The sequence below is a fragment of the Idiomarina sp. UBA3162 genome, from assembly GCF_002364475.1.
In the GTDB taxonomy this organism is placed as follows: Bacteria; Pseudomonadota; Gammaproteobacteria; order Enterobacterales; family Alteromonadaceae; genus Idiomarina.
This window is the reverse complement of the sequence record NZ_DEYI01000052.1, coordinates 585-19,978: the sequence shown is the minus strand read 5'-3', so window position 1 is coordinate 19,978 and position 19,394 is coordinate 585. Positions and strand designations below refer to the sequence as shown.

The following is a 19,394-nucleotide window of genomic DNA, read 5'->3' as shown; positions in this document are numbered from 1 at the left end:
GAAAATTAACGAAGAGTTTCAACGTCCTTTCAGCCCGACTCACGAAAATGTTGCAGCGTTGAATTTACATCCTGAACAACCCAAAGAGCGTCTGGCGGCAGACTTACGTCGTGCGTTCTCAGCTATCGTCGCGGGCAATGTAAAAGACGAAGGTATTCGTCAGATACGGAAACACGGTGTGTTTAGTATTCACGGTGAACAACGTCTGATGAAACGTCTGGATGAGTTATTAAGAGCCTTTGTAGAACAAGGTCGCATGAAGCTCCCAGGCTCTGTCTACCACCCGTGTTACAAAGTCATAACGGATTAGTTTAATGCGCAAGCTGGCTTTGGTATTTATTGTCGGAATTGTCGGTTATATCGCTGTGTTAGGCTTGGTAAAGGTCTTTTATCAAGCTGATCCAGCCGATATGAAATGGCAAGAACGAGAAACTTACAATGCAATGCAAATTGGTCAGCTCGAATTAGGTATGTCTAAAGATCAGGTGATCCGTATGCTCGGGTCACCTGATATCAATGAAGCTAAAGAAACCTCACAAGGTGACCTCCATGTGTTGTTCTACCGCACGCACCATGTGACTTCTGATGGTATCACCACGAAAGATGAGTGCACCGCGCTCTTGTTCGAAGATAATCAATTGACGGCGTGGGGGTCTGGCGCTTACGACAGTTATAAAGGCACCCAATGAGTCGTCTAGAAGCCTTCTTAACTTCGTTTCGTCCTGCACTTAACCACCCTACTGCCGTTCATCTCTACGCTCATTGCAAAAACCTTGAGTATGAGCTCAGCGAATATCAGTGGCCCGATTATTTTGTCCTCTGGTCGAGTGAGCATCGCGTGCAGAAAATGGCGTACAGCCTTGCGTTACAAAGCGCAATTAATATGTTTCAGGTGTCATATAAGTTGGGGCTTGCGACTTCGTTCCGCCGTTTGCTGATGACAGCAGCCATGATTCGTTCGTTACCTGCACCGCTAAAAAACGCCAACCGACTGCAATCCCTCCTACTTAAAGCCTGTTTAGATGAATCTGCCGCATCGCACCACTATGCCTATCATCTTGTTGATTGGTCATTAAGGCTCGCGCAGTACCAACTCGGCTTGGATGGTAAAGGTGTTTTGAGCAAACTACTCACAGGCAAACGACACCCTTACTACTGGCCGCTGGCTGAGGCGCTGCCGCCATCCATCCCTGGTCGCATTGATGGTGACACGTTAGCGCGTGTTGTGGATCAAAAGCGATACAGCCCCTTGTACAAGCGTGAAGCATTAAAACCACCCAAAACGCTGTTGAAGGCGATTAAGCGTTACGCTATGCAAAGTGGCGCATTGGCACCTATTATTAACGCTATCGAGCACCAACCGGCGCTACACGAAGCGTTAATTAGAAGTGCAAGTGAGCATGCGCAAACAGCGCCATTTAAGTCGACTAAGCATGCCTATTTGTATTTAGGTGCGCAGCGCGCGTCACATATTTTGGCTTCAGCAAGTTTACAGCAGCATATCGATAGTCATCGCGTGCCGCTACATGAAGCGCTAATGCAACGTTTATCATTACTTGTCGAGTTGTGGCATCAACTCAAATGCCACACCAATGTCACCTGGCCCTTACGCGAAAAGCTGGTTGCGCAAATCATTGCTATCGATCTGATTCACCATCCTGCGCTAGCGACCGCTACCCAATGGCCACAACTTCAGCCTGATACCCCGTTGAGTGCGTTTGGTCTGCTGGGCGTCAAACCCGAGCCGGCGCAACAGAAGCACAGTGAGACGCTAATACAGCGCTGGGGCTTATCGGAGCAAGTCAATCAATTGGTCCGTTTCCAAACCGAGATAACCAGCAAACAGCAGGCGGTATTCTTACTCGGCTGCATTCTACTACAGGAAATATTCGACCCACATCACGCGTTACCTAAACGTTGGTCGAGCGTGCAATCGAAGCTGATCCAACAGTTCGACATCAGCTCGGAAAAATGGCACACAATTAAACGTGATGCTGTTGCTAAGTGCCAAAGTTTTAGCCCGCTCGATGTCACTATTTGTGTAGTGAATGATTACAATCACTCAAGCTAATATTCTCCACGCTAGTCCATCTGCGGTTGTAGTGCTAGACTTTCGACATCCGTAAAATCCTAATTTAATGTAGTAGCTAGGCATAAGGAACGAATATGAGCAGAAAAATCACAGTGATCCCAGGCGATGGTATTGGTCCCGATATCGTCAAATCGGCGCTCGCTATTCTAGAAAAAGCGGGCTGTGACTTCGACTATGAATTTGTCGACGCAGGTCTTACGGCGCTTGAGAAAACCGGTGAGTTGTTGCCACAAGCTACGTTGGACGCTATTGCTAAAAATGGCGTTACCTTGAAAGGCCCATTAACAACCCCTGTCGGCGAAGGTTTTACTTCGATTAATGTGAGTTTGCGTAAGCGCTTTGGCCTCTATGCGAATTTACGCCCAGTGAAGTCATTCAAAGGTACTCAAGCGCGTTATGACAATATCGATATCATTACAGTGCGTGAAAATACCGAAGGTATGTACTCAGGTTTAGGTCAAAAAGTCAGTGAAGATGGTTCAGAAGCGGAAGCAATGAGCAAAATCACACGCGCTGGCGCTGAACGTATCGTGCGTTTTGCCTATGACTTGGCCCGCCGCGAGGGTCGCAAGAAAGTGACAGCGGTACACAAAGCAAATATCCTTAAATCCACGTCTGGATTGTTCCTTAAAGTCGCTCGCGAAGTCGCTGATGAATACCCTGATATCGAATCGGCTGAGATGATTGTTGATGCAGCATGCATGCGCTTGGTGATGAACCCGGAAGACTTCGACGTATTAGTCACCACCAATTTATTCGGCGATATTCTATCTGACCTTTGTGCAGGCTTGGTCGGCGGTCTTGGTATGGCGCCCGGTGCAAACATCGGCAAAGATTGTGCAATATTCGAGGCTGTGCACGGTTCAGCGCCAGATATCGCAGGTAAAAACCTGGCCAACCCAAGTTCGGTCATTTTAGCCGCTGTGCAAATGCTTGAATATTTAGAAATGCCTGAGCCGGCAGAGAAAATCACTCGCGCCTTAGCTGAGGTTATTGAATCGGGTGATCGTACAACGCGTGACTTGGGTGGTAGTCATGGCACTACTGATTTCACAGACGCCATCATCGAGCGTTTATAATCAATGAATGTGACCGTGCAATAGCGTTCAGGATGCGTAGGTCGCACACAATGCGCGACCTACGCTTAAAACATCGATTGGTTAGCTTTGGTTAAAGCCAACGTAGGTGTACCGTGATTTCTTCTCTGTCATGATACAAATGTTTGGCTTGAATTTCGAAACTCCGTTCGCCCTGCTCTTGCAATTGCTCGGTTATTTGTTCCAAATACTGCTTTACAGAGGCGTAGCGTTGGCGCATCGGTAGCTTCAGATTAAATATTACTTCTTTGCAATACTCTTCCAACAACCAGGCTGTCATTAACTCACCTACCCGCGCAGGCTTTTCGACCATATCACACACAAGCCAAGTGACATTACGACGCTTCGGACGATATTTAAAACCATCTTCACGAATGTGCTCTACCTGACCGGTCTCCATTAGGCTATCCGCCATTGGACCATTATCGACGGCTTGTACCATCATACCACGACGTACCAGTTGATAAGTCCAACCGCCCGGAGCGGCACCGAGATCGACCGCACGCATACCGGCTTGAATTCGCTGCTCACGTTCCTCTTCTGGCACAAAAACATGAAATGCTTCGTCTAACTTCAACGTAGAACGACTCGGTCCATTGGATGGCATGCGTAAACGCAAAATACCTTCTTCAAAAGGACTCTGATTAAAGCTGTAGGAATAGCCCACTAGAGCATACGCCTTGTTAACGAAGAACACGTGTAAAAACGGGCGCTTCGCGAGTGGCTTCTTGCTCAGTAAATCGACAGCACGTAAGCCCTGACGTAACGGGACAGCAAACTTACGACAAAACTTAGCAATAGCGTTCGCCTCGTTGCTATCAGGGGTTTCGACACGCAGCGCCCCCGCGAGCCCGAACCACTCTTTGTGAGGTTCTAACGCTTCTTTAACGACACTGACACGATCCTCGATGCCTGCAAGCTGAGCACTTGCTAAAAGAGCAAAGAACGTACGCGTGAAAATCAGTTCTTTTAATGGTAATTTTTTGGCTAAATGATCCGCTTCCTCTGCTTGGCAATGATAAACCACATAGGCTTGATCGGCCTGTGTTTGGCAGTATCCATATACACCGAGTGCGGCTGCTTTTTCTTGGATCTCTGCCGCACAATCCCCTTCAAAACCTGCACGACACAGCAATACCAATCCATTCATGCTTTAACTGCTCCAACTAATAAGCAAATCCAACCCAAAATAAATAACAAACCACCGAGCGGTGTTATCGGACCAAACCATTTGATACTGGTCAACGCCAGCGCATATAAACTACCTGAGAATAATACCACACCTAACGCCCAGAAGATGCCCGCGGCAGCGACCCATGGTGAGGGGGCAAATCGAAGCCATAACCCCGCCAGCAATAACGCGAGTGTATGATAGAACTGATAGGTCACACCGGTCTGAAATACCGCCAGTAATTGTTCACTCAATCGACTCTTTAACCCGTGTGCCGCGAATGCCCCGAGTGCAACCGCTACCGCACCATATATTGCTGCAATAATTAGCAATAACTGACTCATCATTTTAAAAACTCCTCTGTAAGTCGACTCGCCTGAAGCCATAAGCGCTCACGTAAATGACGTTTCGCGGCCGTCGGTTCAAATCCATGGTCAGCGCCCTCGAGCCATTGGATCTGCCAATGTGACGGCAACCCTAGTGCGCTACTGCGAACCTGTTTTGCAAATGGGTCGCGCGTCCCCTCAATGATTAATCCGCGACTACGCGCATAGCTCAACTCGTCTAAGCGAGAACGCTCGGGCTTAGCCGGTGGATTAAACGGAAATCCCAACGCGATTTGGCCCTTCGCTTCGAACTCATCCGCCAGTCGTAACATGACTCGACTTCCCAGTGACTTGCCTGCCAACCAAAGCGGTTTACCGTCTCGTTGTAACTCAGATAACCACATTCGCATTTGCTCAACTAAACGCTCTATCCTATCAGGCGGACGCTTAACTCCAGTTGCTCGGACTTTTTGCCAGTAGGGAAAATCAGGACGTACAACCTCAAAACCGAGTGCTTGCCACTGGTCGGTAAAAAACTCCATAAAAGGAGTATCTGGGCCACCCCCCGAGCCATGAAAAAAGACGATACGTTGCGTGTTGCTTTCACCCGTGACTTGATAGGTCGTTCCCTGTAGATGCTTCATTCTGATTCTAACTCGAAGGCGCGTTCTTCTTCGTGCACCAGTTGCATGATCCAGTTTCGAAAGGTGGCGATCTTACCGATTTCTGACTGATTGTCACGGCAGACAAGATAAAATGCCTTATTACGTCTTAGCGCCTGAGGAAAAATACGGATCAAGTGCCCGCTATCAATCTCAGGTTTAGCCAAAACGTGATTAGCTAAAGCAATGCCCTGCCCGTGCACTGCCGCCTGCAAAGCGAGGCTTGAGTGACTAAATACAGGCCCACCATCTTTTATCGGTTTTCTTTCGCCCACCATTTCAAACCAGTCGTTCCAGGCATTCCGTGTTTCATCATGCAACAGCGTATGCTTTAGCAAATCGGCCGGGGTCTGGACGTTCATGCGTTCAGCCAAAATAGGTGAACACACGGGCCACAAATACTCTTTGTGCAAACGGTAACTCTTTACCCCTGGCCAGCGCCCATCACCATAATAAATGGCGACATCGACGTCGTCGGTGAGTGAGCCGGTAATTTCATCCACGGCCTTAATACGAATATCCATATCCGGGTGCGCCTCCCGAAAACTGCTCAAGCGGGGCACAAACCACAAAATGGCAAAGCTCGGAGGCACAGACACGGTCAACGCCCCCTTTTCCGAGACCAGTCTTAACTTGTCAGTCGCCTGTATTAGTTGCGCAAAAATATCTCTTAACTGTAGATAATACGCCTGGCCTTCTTCGGTCAGTAATAGTGTCCGATTACGCCGAATAAACAACTTAATTTGCAAAAATTCTTCCAGCGCTTTGACTTGATGACTCACCGCGGCTTGGGTTACGAATAGTTCTTCTGCTGCTTTGGTAAAGCTCAAATGGCGTGCTGCAGCTTCGAAAGATTTAAGCGCGTTCAGCGGCGGCAATTTTCGCATGTCATTTATCCCCACCCATCGCGCCACTGAATTTATTCACCGCATCGATATACTTATCGCGGGGCAGTTCGTGTGCCATTAAGCCCAAAAATTCAGTAAGGTGGGTCAAAATTACGCTGACATTTAACTGCTCGCCATTATCGAACTTCAGCTTAAATGAGTGCCATAGAGGTGAGTAGTCGACCTCAGTAACATCAGCCCAGCGTTGGGTACGAGGTTGAGACCATGCCTGCGTGTAACTGAGCTCTGATTGCTTCAAATTAATTTGTTTAAAGAAGATTTCGCCGGATAGCTTAAACGCGAAAACAACGCTCGCGAGGGCAACGATAGATGTGAGTATTTGCGACAATAAATCGTTTGGCCACTCTAAATAGGCTAACGCTAAAATGCACAGTGCGAGCCAAATGGCACAGATCGGAATGGTTTTAAACAGTAATGGATACGTCATTTTCATAGTTAAGCGTCTCTATTAGCAATCGAGCAACGAATACTATAACAGAGACGCTAAGCTATGAGCCACATGGGGTTCGGTTTAGCGTTTAATTATAAACGCACACCACCGTCAATCTCCACGACGCGACCACTGAAAAAGTCGTTTTCAATGATATAACGCGCACTATGAGCGATTTCAGTCGGCTGACCCCAACGTTTCAGAGGTACCATGGATAAAGCACGTTCTACCGCTTCTGGCTTCATCTGAGCAGTCATCGGTGTTTCGATAAAGCCTGGCGCGATAGCACCACAGCGAATACCATAACGACCGAGTTCACGCGCCCAAGTAACCGTCATTGCCACAACGCCGGCTTTGGTAGCGGCATAGTTAGTTTGACCAATATTGCCCGCACGTGCGACGCTTGAGATATTAATGATGACCCCTTTCTTACCGGCTTTAACCATTTGCGCTGCCGCTTCACGACCACACAAGAAGGTACCCGTTAGGTTAACATCCAACACCGACTGGAATTGTTGCAATGGCATTTTCTGCTTGATTTCGCCATCTTTGAACTTAATCAATAACCCGTCACGCAGAAGACCAGCGTTATTCACTAAGACATCAATACCACCAAACTCTTGTTGAATTTGCTCAAATACCGTCTCGACTGATTCCTCATCGGTGATATCGACTTCATAGCCGATCACTTTTTTAGCACCCAACTTTTCACAGGTTTCTTGTGCATCACCCAATACGTCGCCGTTAATATCAATTAACGCCAATTGAGCGCCTTGCTTAGCAAAATCTTCTGCCATCGCCAAGCCTAAGCCTTGTGCGCCGCCTGTGATTACAATTACGCTATCTTTTACTTGCATGAACTGCCTCTTTATTTTTTCGAGATCGGTGTCAAATAGTTAAAAATACTTGAGAAGTCTTGTCGACCATGGCCTTGCTGCGACCACCCATGATAGAGGTTACGGGTTAAAGCGCCCATCGGCGTAGCGGCGCCCGACTTTAACGCGGTTTGCTGTGCAAGACCCAAGTCTTTACTCATCAGATCAACCATAAAGCCACCCTGATAATCGTTACTCGATGGTACACCTTCCATCACGTCAGGGCATGGGTTATAAACTTCTAATGTCCAGTTGCGACCTGAACTTTGCAACATGATTTCGCTCAATACTTTCGGGTCAAGGCCATTGGCCTTGCCTAGTTGCAAGGCCTCAGAAGTGCCTACCATGAGTACTGAGAGCAACATATTATTGCATATTTTGGCGATTTGACCCGCGCCGACATCACCCGCGCGGAACACATTTTTGCCCATGTCATTCAGTACAGTGCGTGCACGATCAACATTATTTTCAGTACCACCGCAAATGAACGTTAAGGTGCCAGCTTTCGCACCACCTACACCACCTGAAACCGGTGCGTCAATAAAGGCAATACCCGCTTTCTGCAGTTGTTCACCTACATAGATCGCGGCTTCCGAAGAGATGGTACTGCAATCAATGACCAACTGCTTGTCCGTCAATACATGTACAAGTCCTTCATCACCTAGGTAAACCGACTCAACATGATGATCAGCCGGTAACATACTGACGACAAACTCCACGCCCTCAACCGCTTCGCGAGGGCTTGCGCAGGCTCGGGCGCCCGCAGCTTCAACCTGTGCTAGGGCGTCTTTCGATAAATCAAAAGCGTTAACATTGTGGCCCGCCTTAGCCAAGTTCATGGCCATGGGTCCACCCATGTTGCCTAATCCGATAAATGCGACATTCGCCATGTTCGACTCCTTCTTGTTGTCGATAGTTATTATTTTTTAATCAACACGTGTTCAAGCGCTGTTAGTGGATGTGTACGTTCTCCCCACGGTGGATCGAAGAATCCGTCGATAGCTTCTTCCGTCACATCGCCCACGCTTGCAAACTGCCACTGCGGTTGCTTGTCTTTGTCGATAAGTAATGCGCGAATACCCTCGGCGAAATCGCCGCGCACGGCGCAATTACACGATAATGTAAGCTCGAATCTAAAACAGTCTGCTAACGATAGATCGGCACCATGATGAGTTTGTTGCCACACTAAGTGAGGCGTGATTGGGCAACCATGACTTAGATTTTTTTGCGCTTTCTGGAACCACTTATCATCTTGTTGCTCAGCCAAAACGCGTTGTGTCGCTTCAGTCACACTGCTTGCAGACATACATTGTTGTATGGTCTCAAGATGGGGCTCAACCTGAGGAGTCGGTAACGCGGTATCATCTTGTTCGGCGAGACGCTCGAGTGTATCGGTCACTTTTTGATGATTCAATGCGCCCGTATCACCCCACTCAATCGCCTGTAATGCTTCGAGCACCTGAGCTTTATGCTCGTGACCGACGAACTGATCCGCAAGGTTTAGGAAAAGAGCGTCAGACGCATTCATGGTCGCGCCAGTCATCCCTAAGAATGCACCACAACCTTCCGGCATCCGGTTCAAGAAATACGTTGCCCCCACATCGGGGTACAAACCGATGGTTACTTCCGGCATCGCTAGCAATGAGCGTTCCGTTACAATACGATGACTGGCGCCATTCATTAGGCCCATACCACCGCCCATCACAATACCATCACCCCAGCAGATGATCGGCTTTGGATAGGTCTGAATGGCATAGTCTAATTGATATTCCGTAGTGAAGAAGTTCTCGACTTCTTCAACTAATTGGCCGGGCTGTGCTTGCATCGCTTTGTACATAGCAACGATGTCGCCACCGGCACAAAACGCCTTTTCACCTGCGCCTTGCAACCAAACACAAGCCACCTGAGGATCATCAGCCCAAGCTTGTAATTGGGGCAGCAGTGTTTCTGCCATTGCCAAGCTGAGCGCGTTGAGTGATTTTTCAGAGTTTAGTGTAGCAACGCCGATGACTTTGTCACCGGCGCTAATTGTTTCAAGAATTACGGGAGTTTGCATGCCGACTCCTTACAGAATTTGGCGGTCGCTATCAGCTAGAATGCGACGTGCAATGATGAGTCGCATCACTTCGTTAGTGCCCTCAAGAATTTGGTGAACGCGCACATCGCGAACATGGCGTTCAAGCGGATATTCTTTGATATAGCCGTAACCGCCATGGATTTGTAATGCTTCATTACACACTTGGAAACCGATATCCGTGGCAAAGCGTTTAGCCATCGCACAATAGGTTGTCTTATCCGGGTCGTTATTATCCACTTTCGAAGCAGCCAATCGAACCATTTGACGTGCTGCAACAAGTTCAGTCGCCATGTCCGCCAGTTTGAACTGGAGCGCTTGGAATGCCGCTAACGGTTTACCAAACTGACTGCGTTCGTGCATATATGCAGATGCCGTCTCTAATGCTGCCTGCGCGGTACCTACGGAACAGACCGCAATATTGATACGACCGCCATCCAGTCCCATCATCGCGAACTTGAAGCCTTCTCCTTCATCACCTAACAAGCTCTTGGCTGGGATACGCACATCCTCAAAGGTTACCAGACGGGTAGGTTGAGCGTTCCAACCCATTTTATCTTCTTTTTTGCCATAGCTGATGCCTTTTGCATCGGCTGGCACGACAAAGGCAGAAATACCTTTAGGACCCGCCTCTCCTGTGCGTGCCATGACCACCATCACATCCGTTGAGCCGGCACCTGAAATAAACATTTTCGAGCCATTAAGAACGTACTCATCGCCTTCTTTTTTAGCGCTGGTGCGTAAACTTGCGGCATCTGAACCAGAGCCTGGCTCAGTTAAACAGTAAGAGCCGAGCTTTTCACCCGTCACTAATTCTGGCACCCATTCATCGATGACGTCTTGTTGACCGAATGAACCAATCATCCAGGTCACCATATTATGAATGGTCATCATAGCAGTCGTGGCTGTACACCCACCCGCTAATTGTTCGAAAATAAGTGCTGAGTCTAAACGACTCATGCCAAAACCACCCGCCTCTTCAGGGGTATACATTCCCATAAAGCCCATCTCACCGGCTTTACGAAAAACCTCGATAGGAAAATGAGCTTCTTCATCCCAGCGCGCTGCGTTAGGTGCAAGTTCTTTGTCCGCAAACGCTTTGGCAGTATCGACAAAGGCTTGTTGGTCTTCAGTTAATTCAAAGTTCATGCTAACTACCTTTAACTTATCAATTACTTCAGGTGAATCGACATATTAGGTCCACTCGCCTCAATATCACTCTCAAACCAACGCGCAGTCACGGTTTTGGTTTCGGTGTAGAAGCGGATCGCTTGCTTACCATAAGCATGCAAGTCACCAAAGAATGAACGTTTCCAACCAGTGAACGAGAAGAACGGCAATGGCACCGGAATAGGAATATTGATACCGACCTGACCGACAGTGACTTCGTGTTGATATTTGCGTGCTGCTGCACCATTCGAAGTAAAGATTGACGTGCCGTTACCATACGGGTTGTTGTTGACCAACGTCAGTGCATCGTCTAGGTCCTCGACTTCCATCATGCTGAGTACGGGGCCAAAGACTTCTTTTTTATAGATATCCATATCGGCGGTGACTTCAGAGAATACCGTTGGACCAACCCAGTTGCCGTCTGGTAAGCCTTCTACCGTGCAACCACGACCATCAACGAGTAGCTTGGCACCTTCATTTTCACCGTCGGTGATCATTTGCTCAATACGCTCTTTAGCTTGCGGACTAATGACAGGCCCATAAGCTGCGTTCTCATCGTTCCAAGCGCCTGGACGGACTTTTGCAATCGCTTCAGCGACTTCGGGGATCCACTCTTTCGCCGCGCCAACAAATACTGCGACTGAAATTGCCATACAACGTTGGCCTGCCGCGCCGACAGAAGCACCGACGAGGTTGTTAATGACTTGCTGCTTATTGGAATCAGGCATGATGACACAGTGGTTTTTAGCGCCCGCGAACGCTTGTACGCGTTTACCGTTCTCGGTGCCACGACGATAAATGTATTCGGCGACAGGTACTGAACCAACAAATGATAGCGCATGGATTTCAGGATGATCTAACACGAAATCAACTTGGTCTTTGCCACCGTGAATCACCTGCAGTACACCTTTAGGCGCGCCCGCTTGCTCAAATAGCTCAACTAAGCGTGTTGGCGTCAATGGATCTTGTTCTGAAGGTTTTAAGATGAACGTGTTGCCGCAGGCAATGGCCATCGGGAACATCCACAATGGGATCATCGCAGGAAAGTTAAACGGCGTGATACCCGCACAAATACCCAACGGCTGAATGTAGCTGTACGAGTCGATAGAGCGTGCTACGTTTTCGACCGTTTCACCCATCATCAACGATGGGATGTTGGCGGCTTGCTCAACCACTTCGATGCCGCGCCATACATCACCTTTAGCATCTTCAAACGTTTTTCCAGTCTCTTGCGCTAAGATTTCTGCAATTTCTTCTTGGTGTTCTTTAAGCAATGCCTGATAGCGCATCATCACACGAGCGCGCTCAGAAACAGGCACTTCTTTCCACGTTTTAAAGGCTTCTCGTGCACTCGCAACAGCTGCTTCCATCTCGTCTTGAGTCGCGCATGGCGCTTCGGCAATCACTTCTTGGGTCGCTGGATTGGTTACTGGAATCCAAGACTCAGTTTGTGAAGCGCGAAACTCTCCGTCGATATACAGAGGCACTTTTTTAGACATAACTCACCTTCTTGTTGTGTTATTTTATAAACCAAATTTTCATAATCCTTAAAAGAGACGCATACCGTGCCACTTTTAATTCTTATTACGTTACTCTGGGCGGCAAGCTTCTCGCTCATCGGCGAGTACCTTGCCGGCCAAGTTGATGGCTATTGGGTCGTATTTATCCGTATGGTACTTGCTTTGTTGACTATCTTGCCATTATTTAAATGGCGTCAACTTAACGCTTACTCGGTTAAAACACTGACCCAACTTGCCGGAATTGGTGCCGTGCAAATCGGCTTAATGTACTTATTTTTGTATCACGCATTTCTCTATTTGAGTGTTGCCGAGGTGCTATTGTTCACGATATTCACCCCGCTATACATTACACTCATCGACGAAATCATTTTAGGTCGCCGCCGCTTACCATTCACTTGGTGGCTCGCCGCGGCGATCTCTGTTTTAGGTGCCGCCATCATTCGCTACCAAGGCCTCAGCACCGACTTTGTCATCGGCTTTGCCCTGATTCAAGCCGCCAACATATGTTTTGCTGCCGGCCAAGTCGCTTACAAACGGCTCGAGCTGGGCTCAACGCAACATCAAATTCAACAATTTGCCGCATTTTTCGCGGGCGCCAGTCTCGTTTCTGGCTTAGGCGTTTTACTCTTTGGTAATCACCAAATGTTACCTAACACGCCATTACAGTGGGGCATTTTGTTCTGGCTCGGCATTGTCGCGTCCGGACTTGGCTACCTCGGCTGGAACCTTGCCAGCAAATGGGTCAATACCGGACAGCTCGCTGCCATGAACAATGCCCTAATTCCTGCCGGGATTCTCGTTAACGTGTTGTTTTGGCAACACGATACCGACTGGTTGAGGTGGCTGCTGGGCGCGAGCTTAATTGTTATTGCGGTTGTTTTGGCTTCGCGCCAGCAGATTAACCTCAAACGTTAGTTACATCATTTCAACGGCGAGTGCGACGGCTTCACCACCACCAATACACAGTGAGGTAATGCCCCGTTTTTCGCCACGTTGCTTCAATGCATGTAGCAAGGTCACCAACAAACGGGCACCACTGGCACCAATCGGATGACCGAGTGCACACGCACCGCCATGAACATTAACGCGATTAGCGTCAAGCTTCATTTCGTTGATTGCCAACATGGTGACCATGGCGAAGGCTTCGTTGATTTCCCATAAATCAACGTCTTCCTTCTTCCAACCCACTTGGCTTAACAACGCGTCCATCGCGCCGATAGGCGCCACAGTAAACTCAGCAGGCGCCTGTGAATGAGTCGCATGCCCTTTTACGCGAGCAAGTGGTTTCAAGCCGCGTTTAACAGCCTCACTCTCGCGCATCAAAACAAGTGCAGCGGCCCCATCGGAAATTGAGCTCGAGTTGGCAGCGGTAATAGTGCCGTCTTTCTTAAACGCAGGACGTAGTTGTGGGATCTTGTCGAGTCGCGCTTTGCCCGGCTGCTCGTCGGTATCTACGGTGACATCGCCCTTGCGCGTCGAATACGTCAACGGTGTAATCTCACCTTTGAAGTACCCTTTCTCAATAGCGGCCTGCGCTTTCTCTAGCGAGTTAATCGCAAAGTTATCCATTGCATCGCGGTCTAAACCGTATTTGTCAGCCGTGTCCTGCGCATAACAACCCATAGCTTTGCCTTCGTAGGCATCCTCTAGACCATCAAGCATCATGTGGTCAAACAATTGACCATGTCCCATGCGATACCCGTTACGGCCTTTATCAAGTAAGTAAGGCGCACGTGACATACTTTCCATACCACCGGCCACAACTACATCCGCTGAGCCTGCACGAATTAAGTCCGTCGCAAACATCGCCGCTTTTAAACCCGAGCCACAGACTTTATTAATCGTCGTAGCACCGGTACTTTGCGGTAAACCAGCGTATAACATCGCCTGGCGAGCGGGCGCTTGGCCCAAACCCGCCGGCAGTACGTTACCCATAATGACCTCAGAAACATCGGTTTCTTTGAGGCCGCTATTTCCTAACGCAGCTTTAATCGCAGTGGCCCCTAAATTAGGTGCACTGACTTCACTCAGGCTACCTTGGAAGCCCCCCATTGCTGTCCGGTTTGCGGCAACAATTACGACCGAATCGTTTGACATCTTTCCTCCAATACCACTTTACGTTAACGTAAACTTCCTCTAAGCTTAGATCTTAGGTCAACTAAAAAGCAAGTCTGATGAGTAACAAAATCACTTATACGATCGGCGAATTGGCAAAACAATTTGACATTACGACCCGTTCTATCCGTTTCTACGAGGACGAAGGGTTGCTGTCGCCTCGTCGTCAAGGTCAACATCGAATTTACAATAATAAAGATCGCGTCCGCCTAAAACTTATTTTACGTGGCAAACGGTTAGGTTTTTCTTTAGCAGAAACTCGACGGTTATTTGAGTTGTATGACGCAGACAATAGTTCGGCCGCACAGCTAGAAAAGGTACTTGAGTTAATCGCCGAGAAAAAGGCATCACTCAAGCAACAAATGGAAGATATCAACGTATTACTGACTGAGCTCTCGGGTCTTGAGCAACGTTGCCAAGACGAACTTGAGTCAGTGCGAACGACAACCAAGAAAGTAGTCTCATCTCAGGAGTCAATATGATTACGCAATTTAATTCTTTTAACTTTGGCTTAGGCGAAACCGCGGACATGCTGCGTGAAGCAGTCAACGCATTTGCACGCGATGAAATCGCACCCCGTGCCGCTGAAATTGATGAAGCCAATGAGTTTCCAAGTGATTTATGGCGTAAACTCGGTGATATGGGTCTACTCGGTCTGACAGTTGACGAACAGTATGGCGGTTCAGGTATGGGTTATCTTGAACACGTCATCGCGATGGAAGAAATAAGTCGTGCATCAGCCTCTGTCGGCTTAAGTTACGGTGCTCATTCAAACCTGTGCGTTAACCAAATCGCGCGTAACGGTAACGAAGAACAGAAACAAAAATATTTACCTAAGCTCTGTACCGGCGAACATGTAGGCGCGCTCGCGATGAGCGAACCTAATGCGGGTTCGGATGTGGTCAGCATGAAATTAAAAGCCGAGAAAAAAGGCGACAAGTACGTACTGAACGGCAACAAAATGTGGATTACGAATGGTCCCGATGCCGACGTTTTTGTGATTTATGCTAAAACCGATGCCGAAAAAGCCTCGCGTGGTATCACTGCATTTATCGTTGAGAAAAACACCCCAGGATTCAGCCAAGCCCAAAAACTCGACAAGCTCGGGATGCGCGGTTCAAATACCTGCGAATTAGTATTCGAAGATGCTGAAGTGCCTGCTGAAAACATTCTAGGCGAACTCAATGGCGGCGTTGAAGTATTAATGAGTGGTTTGGATTACGAGCGCGCGGTACTTGCGGCCGGTCCACTGGGCATCATGCAAGCGTGTCTAGATGCCGTCGTACCGTACATCCATGATCGTAACCAATTCGGCAAAGCGATTGGTGAGTTCCAATTGGTACAGGGTAAGGTTGCGGACATGTACACGCGCACTAACGCAGCGCGTGCTTACGTTTACGCGGTGGCGCAATCGTGCGACCGTGGTGAAACCACGCGCAAAGACGCAGCGGGTGCAATACTTTATGCAGCCGAGCTAGCGACTCAACTTGCTCTTGATGCGATTCAATTGCTCGGTGGTAACGGCTACATTAACGAATACCCGACTGGACGTCTGTTGCGTGATGCGAAACTTTATGAAATTGGTGCCGGTACGTCAGAAATCCGCCGTATGCTGATTGGTCGTGAGTTGTTCAACGAGTCCAAATAAAAGGAGACGCTGTGGCTATTCTTGCAAGCAAAGTCAACACCCGCGACGAGCAGTTCAAAGCGAACTATGAATCGATGCAAGCGGTCGTTGATGACGTGAACGCTAAAGTCGAACAAATTAAACAAGGCGGCGGTCCTAAGTATCAAGAACGTCACTTGTCGCGCGGTAAACTGTTACCGCGCCAACGTATTAATAAGCTGCTTGACGCCGGTTCAGCGTTTTTAGAGATCGGTCAGTTTGCTGCGTGGGACGTGTATGACGATTATGTGCCGGCGGCCGGTGTCGTCGCGGGTATTGGTCGCGTCGAAGGCGTTGAGTGCATGATCGTTGCTAACGATGCAACGGTAAAAGGCGGTACTTATTATCCGTTAACCGTTAAGAAGCATCTGCGCGCGCAAGAAATTGCCGAACGATGCCATTTGCCGTGTATTTACTTAGTCGACTCAGGCGGAGCCAACCTACCGCGTCAGGATGATGTATTCCCAGATAAAGATCACTTTGGTCGCATCTTTTTTAATCAAGCCAACATGTCAGCTAAGGGCATTCCACAGATCGCGGTTGTCATGGGTCTATGTACAGCTGGCGGTGCTTATGTGCCTGCTATGGCCGACGAGAGCGTGATTGTAAAAGAGCAAGGCACTATTTTTCTTGCTGGCCCACCATTAGTTAAAGCAGCAACGGGCGAGGAAGTCAGCGCCGAAGAACTCGGTGGTGCCGATGTACACACGCGGGTTTCAGGTGTTGCCGATCACTTTGCCCATAACGACGAGCATGCTTTGGCATTAGCACGCCGTTCAGTGGCACGATTAAACCGTCCTGCACCGACTCAGTTAGATCAACGCGAAAGCAAGCCGCCGCGTTATGATGCAAAAGAACTCTACGGCATCGTTGGTACCGACTTACGTAAGCCCTATGATGTTCACGAAGTGATTGCGCGTGTGGTGGATGACTCTGATTTTGATGAGTTTAAAGCGAACTACGGTACCACGCTGGTCACGGGCTTTGCGCGTATCCACGGGTACCCCGTCGGTATCGTGGCAAATAACGGTATTTTATTCTCCGAAAGTGCACAAAAAGGTGCACATTTTATTGAGTTGTGCGCGCAGCGTAAAATTCCTCTCGTGTTCTTGCAAAACATCACCGGTTTTATGGTCGGAAAAAAATATGAAGCCGAGGGTATCGCTAAGCATGGGGCTAAGATGGTCATGGCTGTATCCTGTGCCAAGGTACCCAAGTTTACCGTGCTGATTGGCGGGAGCTATGGTGCAGGTAACTACGGCATGTGCGGACGTGCCTACGATCCGACCCTGATGTTTATGTGGCCAAACGCACGTATTTCGGTAATGGGTGGTGAACAGGCCGCCGGTGTAATGGCTCAAGTCACCAAGGACAACCTTGCACGTAAAGGCGAGCAACTGAGTGCGGAAGATGAAGCCAAGCTGAAGCAGCCGATTGTTGAGCAATACGAAAAACAAGGTCACCCCTACTACGCCTCGGGCCGTTTGTGGGATGACGGTATTATCGATCCAGCACAAACGCGCGATGTGCTCGGCCTTAGTATCGCCGCTTCACTTAACGCACCAATTGAAGACAGCCAGTTCGGCGTATTCCGGATGTAAGGAGAGCAATCATGAGTGAATACACTGAATTTTCAATCGATTCTCGTGGCGTCGCTTGGCTTACCTTGAACCGTCCAGAAGTGCACAATGCCTTCGACGATAAAATGATCGCTGAGCTTGTCGCCGCATTAACTGAAGTTGAGGAGTCTGAACAGGCGCGCGTTTTAGTATTGCGTTCCAATGGCAAAAACTTTTCCGCGGGCGCCGACTTAAACTGGATGCGCTCCATGGCGGATAAGGATTATCAAGAAAATATCGATGATGCCGCTGGTCTCGATCGCTTAATGAGCCAACTTGATCAGTTAAGCAAACCCACCATCGCACTCGTGCAAGGCGCTGCGTTTGGCGGCGCTGTTGGCTTAGCCGCCTGTTGCGACATGGTTTTAGCACAACCCAAAAGCAGTTTTTGCCTGAGCGAAGTCAAAATCGGCCTCATCCCCGCCGTGATAAGCCCTTATGTCGTACGTGTTATGGGTGAACGCCAAGCACGTCGTTATATGTTGACCGCCGAACGTTTCTTTGCCGAAAAAGCCTTGCAAGCAGGATTAGTCACTGAAATTGTTGAAGAATTTGAAGACACCTTGCCATCACTTCTTGAGGCACTATTAAACAATTCACCACAAGCCTTGGGCGCGTGTAAACGCCTTATTCGAGGCGTTGCACACCAACCCACGAGTGACCCGGTGCGCCGATTTACTATCGAAGAAATTGCAAAAATTCGCGTATCAGATGAAGGTCAAGAAGGCCTCACTGCATTTTTAGAAAAACGCGCGCCGCAGTGGCAAAGCAAAAGTTAACGGGATTATTTATGATTCAATCACTTCTTATTGCAAACCGTGGTGAAATCGCTTGCCGTGTTATCGAAACGGCACGCCAAATGGGTATCCGCACCATTGCGGTATACTCGGCTGCGGACGCACAGGCACGGCATACGCAACTTGCTGACGAAGCCTATTACATTGGTCCGGCACCGAGTAACGAAAGTTACTTAAAGGCAGACACGATTATCGACGTTGCAAAATCTTCCGGTGCCGATGCTATCCATCCAGGTTACGGTTTTTTATCCGAGAATGAATCGTTTGCTGAACTCTGTCAGCAGAATGATATTATTTTTGTCGGTCCACCGGTTTCGGCGATTGCTGCAATGGGGTCTAAAAGTGCCGCTAAAGCCATTATGGAAGAAGCGGGTGTGCCTTTAGTTCCGGGTTATCATGGTAGCGAACAAGACGAAGACACGCTATTTGCCAAAGCTAAAGAGGTTGGCTTCCCACTGCTTTTAAAAGCCGCTTATGGCGGTGGTGGTAAAGGTATGCGCGTGGTCGAATCGGAGCAGGATTTTATATCTGCACTGAGTTCGGCAAAACGTGAAGCGAAATCATCGTTTGGCAATGACAAAGTCTTGTTTGAGCGCTTTATCCGTAATCCACGCCACGTAGAGATCCAAGTATTCTGCGACCAACATGGCAACGCGGTATACCTTGCAGAACGAGATTGTTCGGTACAACGTCGTCACCAAAAAGTGATTGAAGAGGCGCCTGCGCCGGCATTATCGGAAACAACCCGTCAGGCGATGGGTGAAGCTGCCGTCAAAGCAGCCAAAGCTATTGACTACGTGGGTGCAGGCACGGTTGAGTTTTTATACGATGCCAGTGGCGAGTTTTTCTTCATGGAAATGAATACTCGCTTA

Annotated in this window: 21 protein-coding genes; 10 read left to right on the top strand and 11 right to left on the bottom strand. The window is 48.7% G+C overall.

Features of this window, described 5'->3' with window-relative positions:
- The 4 genes from B2X00_RS06155 to B2X00_RS06140 all read left to right on the top strand — a co-directional run.
- The coding region (locus B2X00_RS06155) for a pyrimidine/purine nucleotide monophosphate nucleosidase domain-containing protein (protein ID WP_290486547.1) at positions 1-310 on the top strand (310 nt) is incomplete at its 5' end.
- A gap of 4 nt (positions 311-314) precedes the next feature.
- The gene (locus B2X00_RS06150; RefSeq protein ID WP_071463651.1) at positions 315-689 is read left to right on the top strand and encodes a DUF3192 domain-containing protein; all 375 of its coding nucleotides are present in this window, start codon (positions 315-317) and stop codon (positions 687-689) included.
- Positions 686-2,071: a hypothetical protein gene (locus tag B2X00_RS06145; RefSeq protein ID WP_290486546.1), complete on the top strand. Its 1,386-nt coding sequence runs from the start codon at positions 686-688 to the stop codon at positions 2,069-2,071. The genes B2X00_RS06150 and B2X00_RS06145 overlap by 4 nt, the downstream gene beginning before the upstream one ends.
- A gap of 95 nt (positions 2,072-2,166) precedes the next feature.
- Positions 2,167-3,171: an isocitrate dehydrogenase gene (locus tag B2X00_RS06140; RefSeq protein WP_290486545.1), complete on the top strand. Its 1,005-nt coding sequence runs from the start codon at positions 2,167-2,169 to the stop codon at positions 3,169-3,171.
- Positions 3,172-3,262: 91 nt separating this feature from the next.
- Here B2X00_RS06140 and rlmM read toward each other — a convergent pair whose 3' ends face one another.
- The 10 genes from rlmM to B2X00_RS06090 all read right to left on the bottom strand — a co-directional run bounded on the left by rlmM (position 3,263) and on the right by B2X00_RS06090 (position 12,304).
- Complete coding sequence (gene rlmM, locus B2X00_RS06135; protein WP_290486544.1) at positions 3,263-4,339, bottom strand: 23S rRNA (cytidine(2498)-2'-O)-methyltransferase RlmM; 1,077 nt, start codon at positions 4,337-4,339, stop codon at positions 3,263-3,265.
- Positions 4,336-4,707 carry a DUF423 domain-containing protein gene (locus B2X00_RS06130; protein ID WP_286681768.1) on the bottom strand — a complete coding sequence of 124 codons (372 nt, stop codon included), beginning with the start codon at positions 4,705-4,707 and terminating at the stop codon, positions 4,336-4,338. Before B2X00_RS06130 ends, rlmM begins: the two co-directional genes overlap by 4 nt.
- Entirely contained in the window at positions 4,704-5,330 is a 627-nt protein-coding gene (locus B2X00_RS06125) for an alpha/beta family hydrolase (RefSeq protein ID WP_290486543.1), read from the bottom strand. Before B2X00_RS06125 ends, B2X00_RS06130 begins: the two co-directional genes overlap by 4 nt.
- Positions 5,327-6,235, bottom strand: coding sequence for a transcriptional regulator GcvA (locus B2X00_RS06120; RefSeq protein ID WP_290486542.1), 909 nt, complete (start codon positions 6,233-6,235; stop codon positions 5,327-5,329). The genes B2X00_RS06125 and B2X00_RS06120 overlap by 4 nt, the downstream gene beginning before the upstream one ends.
- A 1-nt stretch (position 6,236) precedes the next feature.
- On the bottom strand, positions 6,237-6,689 hold the full coding sequence (locus B2X00_RS06115) for a hypothetical protein (RefSeq protein WP_272978419.1): 453 nt from the start codon (positions 6,687-6,689) through the stop codon (positions 6,237-6,239).
- Between the two features lie 89 nt (positions 6,690-6,778).
- Positions 6,779-7,543, bottom strand: a complete 765-nt coding sequence (locus B2X00_RS06110; protein WP_272978420.1) for an SDR family oxidoreductase — start codon at positions 7,541-7,543, stop codon at positions 6,779-6,781.
- An 11-nt stretch (positions 7,544-7,554) separates the two neighbouring features.
- Complete coding sequence (gene mmsB, locus B2X00_RS06105; RefSeq protein ID WP_290486541.1) at positions 7,555-8,451, bottom strand: 3-hydroxyisobutyrate dehydrogenase; 897 nt, start codon at positions 8,449-8,451, stop codon at positions 7,555-7,557.
- A gap of 29 nt (positions 8,452-8,480) precedes the next feature.
- Positions 8,481-9,617, bottom strand: a complete 1,137-nt coding sequence (locus B2X00_RS06100) for an enoyl-CoA hydratase/isomerase family protein (RefSeq protein ID WP_290486540.1) — start codon at positions 9,615-9,617, stop codon at positions 8,481-8,483.
- 9 nt (positions 9,618-9,626) lie between these two features.
- Positions 9,627-10,784: an acyl-CoA dehydrogenase family protein gene (locus tag B2X00_RS06095; protein ID WP_290486539.1), complete on the bottom strand. Its 1,158-nt coding sequence runs from the start codon at positions 10,782-10,784 to the stop codon at positions 9,627-9,629.
- A 23-nt stretch (positions 10,785-10,807) separates the two neighbouring features.
- Positions 10,808-12,304 (bottom strand): CoA-acylating methylmalonate-semialdehyde dehydrogenase, encoded by a 1,497-nt coding sequence (locus B2X00_RS06090; RefSeq protein WP_290486538.1) that lies wholly within the window; start codon positions 12,302-12,304, stop codon positions 10,808-10,810.
- A gap of 66 nt (positions 12,305-12,370) precedes the next feature.
- Here B2X00_RS06090 and B2X00_RS06085 point away from each other — a divergent pair, with 66 nt between their 5' ends.
- Complete coding sequence (locus B2X00_RS06085) at positions 12,371-13,240, top strand: EamA family transporter (RefSeq protein ID WP_290486537.1); 870 nt, start codon at positions 12,371-12,373, stop codon at positions 13,238-13,240.
- Here the strand turns inward: B2X00_RS06085 and B2X00_RS06080 are convergent, their stop codons facing one another.
- Complete coding sequence (locus B2X00_RS06080; RefSeq protein WP_290486536.1) at positions 13,241-14,422, bottom strand: thiolase family protein; 1,182 nt, start codon at positions 14,420-14,422, stop codon at positions 13,241-13,243.
- A gap of 77 nt (positions 14,423-14,499) precedes the next feature.
- On the opposite strand from B2X00_RS06080, the gene B2X00_RS06075 reads away from it, so the two are divergent.
- The 5 genes from B2X00_RS06075 to B2X00_RS06055 form a co-directional block, all read left to right on the top strand.
- A complete protein-coding gene (locus B2X00_RS06075) occupies positions 14,500-14,922 on the top strand; it encodes a MerR family transcriptional regulator (protein WP_290486535.1) in 423 nt (140 codons plus the stop codon).
- Positions 14,919-16,088, top strand: a complete 1,170-nt coding sequence (locus B2X00_RS06070; protein WP_006955268.1) for an isovaleryl-CoA dehydrogenase — start codon at positions 14,919-14,921, stop codon at positions 16,086-16,088. The genes B2X00_RS06075 and B2X00_RS06070 overlap by 4 nt, the downstream gene beginning before the upstream one ends.
- 11 nt (positions 16,089-16,099) lie before the next feature.
- Positions 16,100-17,707 carry a carboxyl transferase domain-containing protein gene (locus tag B2X00_RS06065; RefSeq protein ID WP_006955267.1) on the top strand — a complete coding sequence of 536 codons (1,608 nt, stop codon included), beginning with the start codon at positions 16,100-16,102 and terminating at the stop codon, positions 17,705-17,707.
- 11 nt (positions 17,708-17,718) lie between these two features.
- Positions 17,719-18,504, top strand: a complete 786-nt coding sequence (locus B2X00_RS06060) for an enoyl-CoA hydratase/isomerase family protein (protein WP_006955266.1) — start codon at positions 17,719-17,721, stop codon at positions 18,502-18,504.
- A gap of 11 nt (positions 18,505-18,515) precedes the next feature.
- Positions 18,516-19,394 (top strand): acetyl-CoA carboxylase biotin carboxylase subunit (locus B2X00_RS06055; protein WP_290486534.1); only part of this gene is annotated, 879 nt, incomplete at its 3' end.